The 6187-nt window shown below is 30.3% G+C and carries 2 protein-coding genes; both read left to right on the forward strand.

What is annotated here, in order from left to right; genetic code table 11:
- Nucleotides 1–52 precede the first annotated feature (52 nt).
- Nucleotides 53–1915: a 7TM diverse intracellular signaling domain-containing protein gene (locus CP965_RS07465; protein ID WP_164971003.1), complete on the forward strand. Its 1863-nt coding sequence runs from the start codon at nucleotides 53–55 to the stop codon at nucleotides 1913–1915.
- A 65-nt stretch (nucleotides 1916–1980) separates the two neighbouring features.
- Nucleotides 1981–6072, forward strand: coding sequence for a two-partner secretion domain-containing protein (locus CP965_RS07470; protein ID WP_129061451.1), 4092 nt, complete (start codon nucleotides 1981–1983; stop codon nucleotides 6070–6072).
- The last annotated feature ends 115 nt before the right edge of the window (nucleotides 6073–6187 follow it).

Here is a 6187-nt window from a genome sequence, read left to right on the forward strand (position 1 = left end):
TTTCTACTTTTATTTTTAACTGATATTATTTATTGTACTATTAATTATGAAGATGAATATTTTTACTTATATTACTATTTTTTTATTACTTTTTATAAATTCTTTACATGCAGATATCAAAATTGATGACTCTAGTAAAGAGATTATATTATTAAATAAAAGTGAAATCTACTATGATGAAAAAAATGAAGAAAATATCAATACTCTTATTGAAAAACCTGAACTTTTCCATCCTTTTAAAAAAGAGTTTATTAACTATGGTCTAAAAAACAAATCTCCAATTTGGGTTAAATTTACCCTTCACAATATTTCTTCAAAAACCATACAAAAAACTATAAGTATAGATGAACTAAGACTTGAGCATATAAAACTTTTTACAGTAAAAGACAATAAAGTAATCAATTTACAAAAAAGTGGTTCCTTTCATCGTAAAAAGTTTAATGGCATACTTATGCCACATTTTAATGTACAACTTCTTCCTAGTGAAAAGAAGACATTCTACTTAAAAGTCTTCTCTCCTAGCTATGCTTTAGCATTTAAAGCTTTGATTACAACATATGAAGACTTTATATATAAAGATATAAAGTACCACTTAATCTGGGGAATATTTATTGGTATTTTAATAACTATCTTAATCTACAATTTCTTTTTATACCTTTTAACAACAAACTCATTATACTTTTATTATTCATTATATATATTAGGAATCTTAGCCTCAAGGAAAGTTCATTATCTAATATGGCTACATATTTTTCCTATGCATGACCCAATTGCAGTTGAAAAAGAGATTAGTTTAATTGTTTATTATACAAACTTTACAGTCCTTACTATGGCTTTATTTACTCAACATTTTTTACAAACAAAACGCTATCCTAAACTACACAGGTTATTAAACTTTATTATAATAATTATTGTACTTCACTCTTTTATAACAAGTCCATCTTTTTTAAGTTATCAAGATATTGCACCTTTATATTTAATACTTATTATCTTTTATTTCTGTATTGGGTTTTATGCTTTATATAAGAAAAACAAAAATGCCCCTTATTTTATCCTTGGATGGAGTTTAGGTTTACTTGCTTGGGTATTTGCCCTACTTCATGGTTTAAATATTTGGAGTGTTAAATATGAGTTTTTTTATATAACTGAAACACTAATCACTATTGAGGTATTTTTCTTCTCATATGCCATATCTCAATATATAAAAGAATTAAACAAAGAAAAAGAACTTTTATCACAAGAATTAATTACTCAAAAAGAAAATGAAAATATACTATTAGAAAAAAAAGTAAAAGAGAAAACTTCAAATTTAAATAATGAATTAGAAAAAAATAGATTTTTACTTCAAGAATTAAACCATAGAGTAAAAAATAATATGCAATTTATTACTACCTTATATTCTTTAAAACTAGAAAATGCAAATGAAAAAAATATTCAAGAGAAACTTCGTGATATAGAAAGAAAAATTTTTGCAATGAGTCAATTTCATCAAATGTTATATAAAGAAAAAAATATCAAATCTATTGATGCCACAGTTTATTTAAAAAAAATCATTGAAACCATAAAAAATAGTTTTGATTTATATGATGTAAGTTTTACATTTAATATCGATGCAAAACTTGAAATTGAAGAAGCAATATACTGTGGTCTTATAGTAAATGAACTTGTAACAAATGCAATGAAATATGCTTTTCCTAAAAATAAAGGTGACATTGAAATTACTTTAACAGAAGATGAGAAGTTTAAATATCTAAAAGTCAAGGATAGTGGTATCGGTATACAAAACAACTCCTCAAATGGTTTTGGACAAACGATGATAGAAATACTTGCAAAGGAACAATTAAATGGTACAATTAATACCTATATTGAAAATGGTACAAAAATAGAAATAGTTTTTCCAAAATCAAAATACTAAAACATAACGCAAGACATAACGCACCCCTTTTATAATATACCTAATAATGTGAAAAGGGGTATAGCATGAAAACTAATCACAACTATTCAAATAGATTCCGAATTTTAAAAGGTGGAAAGATAAGTTTAATCATATCTGCTTTACTTGGTTCAGCAATTCTAAGCTTTGCAGCACCAAGTTCAGGGGTGGTAACTTCAGGAACTGCCTTGATTAATCAAAGTGGAAATACAACCAATATAAACCAATCCACTTCCAAAGCTATTATAAACTGGAATAAGTTTAATATAGCTTCCCATGAAACAGTAAACTTCAATCAACCAAATGTAAATAGTATAACTCTAAACAGAGTTATAGGAAATGAAAGAAGTATTATAGATGGTGCACTTAATGCAAATGGTCAAGTTTGGATATTAAATTCAAATGGTGTACTGTTTGGCAAAGATGCAAGTATAAATACAAGTGGTATTTTAGCAACTACTAAAGATATCTCAGATACTAACTTTCAAAATGGAAACTATAGTTTTAGTGGAGATTCTACAGAATCTGTTATCAACCAAGGTACTATAAAAGTTAAAAATAATGCTTATGTAATCTTTGCTTCAAATGAAGCTAAAAATAGTGGAACTATAGAAGCTGTAAAAGGAAGAGTACAACTAACAGGAGCTAATGAATATACTATAAATTTAAATGGTAATTCTATAGTTGATTTAGTTGTAGATAAAGGTATATTAGATGCCTTAGTTGAAAACTCTGGAACTATACTAGCAAATGGTGGAGAAATCTTTTTAACAACCAATGCAGTAAATGAACTTTTAAGAGGAGTTGTTAATAATACTGGAATCATAGAAGCAAATTCACTAGATGGTATTTCAGGTCATGTGGAACTTTATGCCCATGGAGGAACTGCAAATATAGATGGAAATATAAAAGCAAAAGGTGGATTTGTAGAGACTTCAGGAAAAGAGCTAAGTGTAACTTCTACAACTTTAGTAGAAGCTTCTAAATGGCTACTAGACCCTGTAAATATGACTATAGAATCAACAGGTGGAAGTGATATAACAGGTGCTAGTGTAAGTGCTACTGCTATACAAAATGCTCTTTCTTCTGCTGATGTAGAACTTCAAGCGGATGAAGATATCACTGTCAATGAAAATATTACTTGGGGTGATGCTACAAAGCTTACATTAACTGCAGGTGATGAAATCTATGTCAATGCAATAATAGAAAATACCAATGCTACTAATGGTGGAGTTTACTTTAATGCAGTTAATAGAAATGCAGCAATAAAGTTTGACCCAACAACAGGAAAAGTTATTATAAATAATATCAATCAACTCCAATGGATAAGTCAAGCTTTAAATGGTAGATATGCATTAGGTTCAAATATCGACGCAAGTGATACAAGAAATTGGAACGCTGGAGCTGGATTTGCTCCTATTGGAAGTCTTATGGATAGTATACCTTTTACAGGAATTCTTGATGGTAAAGGGCATGATATAGATGGTTTATATATAAATAGTAGTTCTAGCCCTTATATTGCACCTTTTTCTTATATAACAGGAACCATTCAAAATATAGGCTTAATTAACACTTCTATAAGTTCTAGTGGCAATTTTACAGGAGGATTAGTAGGTGTAAACAGTGGAACTATCTCAAACTCTTATGTTCAAGGTAATATTACAGGAGAAGATAAGTCAGGAGGATTAGTAGGTGCAAACGGTGGAACTATCTCAAACTCTTATTTTCAAGGAAAGGTTATAGGATATGGAGATAGTGGAGGTCTAGTTGGAACTAATGGTGGAACTATTTCAAACTCCTATAGCCAAGGAACAGTTACGTCAACTGATACTTATGGAAGAGCTGGTGGATTAGTTGGATTTAATAGGAATCATGCTTCAATTAATAACTCCTACTCTTTTGCCAAGGTTTCTGCTGACAGAAGTGGGGGACTCATAGGAGCTGATAATCACTTAGGAAGTATTTCAAATTCTTATTGGGATATAGACACAACAGGACAAACATCTATATCAGGGATGTATTATTCAGGTACAAAAACAAACACAAAAGGTCTTAGTACAGAAGAGTTTGCAATTCAATCAAACTTTTCTTCATGGGATAGTAGCATTTGGCAAATTCCTACAGTAGATAGTTCAGTTCAAGGTTATGGTTTTTATAGACCTTATCTTAAAAATGTCACAAAAGAGGAGCATAAAGAGATAGCATCAACTCTTTTTGAAAGTGGCTTTGGAAGTAAAGCAAGCCCTTATATCATAACAAATGTAAATCAACTACAAAATATAAACTATGATACACATACTCAAAAATCTGTGTATAACTTAGCAAATGATATTGACGCAAGTGATACAAGTAACTGGAATGTAGGAGATCATGATAATAATGCAGGTACTGCTGATGAAGCTATGGGGTTTATACCTATAGGAGAGTTTAATGGCATTTTTGATGGAGTAGGACATACTATAAATGACTTGTATATCAATAGACCCTTGCAAGACAATGTAGGCTTATTTGGTATAACACACTATGGTTTTACTTCTTATACACCTAGTATCTTTAATCTTGGACTTGTTGATGTAGATATCATAGGACAAAATAATGTAGGTTCTTTTATAGGAGATGTTAAATTTAGCACTTTTTTAGAAAACTCTTTTGCTACAGGAAAAATACAAGGAAATAATTATGTAGGTGGTCTTATTGGTCAGGCAACTAAATTAGGAGATAATTATCCTATAAAAAACACTTATACAGATGTATATGTAAAAGGAAATAGTTATGTAGGTGGTTTATTTGGAGGTATTTATTTTGACTCTTCATCTTCAATGCCTAATAATATAGCAAACTCTTATGCAAAAGGAAGAGTGGAAGGGAATATCCATAGTGGAGCATTAATTGGAATAAAAGCATCTGAGGTTACATTGTCAAATTTATATTGGGATAAAGATACTACTGGTGTCACAACTGCACTTGGTAGTGGAAGTTCTACAGAAATAACAGAAATAGATAGCACAAATGCTTTTAGTAAAGATACTTACACAGGCTTTGACTTTACCAATGATTGGATAATCTATGAAGGTCAGACAAGACCACTTTTAAGAACTTTTATGACAGACCTTACTGTAAAAGCAAATGATGCTACAAGAACTTATGATGGTACTAATTATGTAGTAGGAAACGCAGGCGTAACTTACTCAAGCCCAACTTATGATAGCTCTTTAGTAAATGGTACTCTAGCTTATACTTCAAGTGGTGATTTAAAAAATGCAGGAACTGCTACTATAGGTGTAGATGGTTTATACTCTTCACAACAAGGGTATATTATAAACTATGATACAGGAACTTTAACTACCAACAAAAAAGATATCACAGTAACTGCAAACTCAAATACTACCACTTATGATGGAACTGTACAAAACACTAGTGGATTTACTGCAAATGGTTTAGTAGGTGGAGAAACTATTGCTGTACTTGATGGAGTGACAGGAGATAGTGTAAGCGGTAAAAATGCAGGAACTTATAATACAAACCTAAGTGGTACAGATGAAAACTACAACATCACTTTTGTTGATGGTAGTTTAGATATAAATAAAAGAGCTTTAACTTTAGAAGCTTCAAAAGATTATGATGGAACAGATGATCTCACAGGCTTTGTAAGCTTTGGAAATCTTGTAGGAGCTGAGACACTAGACTATACAGGAGCAAAAGCTAATTCGAGCAATCCAATAGCAGATAACTTTATAAAAGAGATAACTCTACAAGATGGAGAAAATGGTGGACTAGCTAGTAACTATGAACTTCCATCACTTTTGGCTCACTCTGAAGAAAATAGTGTAGAGATCATTAAAAAAGTAGTTGTCCCAACACCAGAGCCAGAGCCAGAACCAGAGCCAACACCAACTAATATAGATAAAATTATCACAGCTATTGTCAATAAATCTGTATTGACAAATCAAGATATAAAAACTTTACTAAAAAGTAGAGTAGATATACAAAGTATTTTACAACAGCTCAATATCAATGAAATCTCTATCATTCCAGGAGTGCTAATGAAAGTATTAGATGGTGGGATTAATATGCCTTATGGTACACAAAGGCAACTTATTTTAGAGGAAGAAGAAGATAAAAAAGAGGATGAAATATAATGAAAAATATAAGTTTAAAAATAAAAAGTTTATTAATTCTATCTTTATTTACATGTATTAATTTATACGGAGTAGATATTCCAACTATAGGTGATGTATTAAAAGAGGTAACACC

It is taken from the genome of Halarcobacter mediterraneus, assembly GCF_004116625.1.
Taxonomy (GTDB): domain Bacteria; phylum Campylobacterota; class Campylobacteria; order Campylobacterales; family Arcobacteraceae; genus Halarcobacter; species Halarcobacter mediterraneus.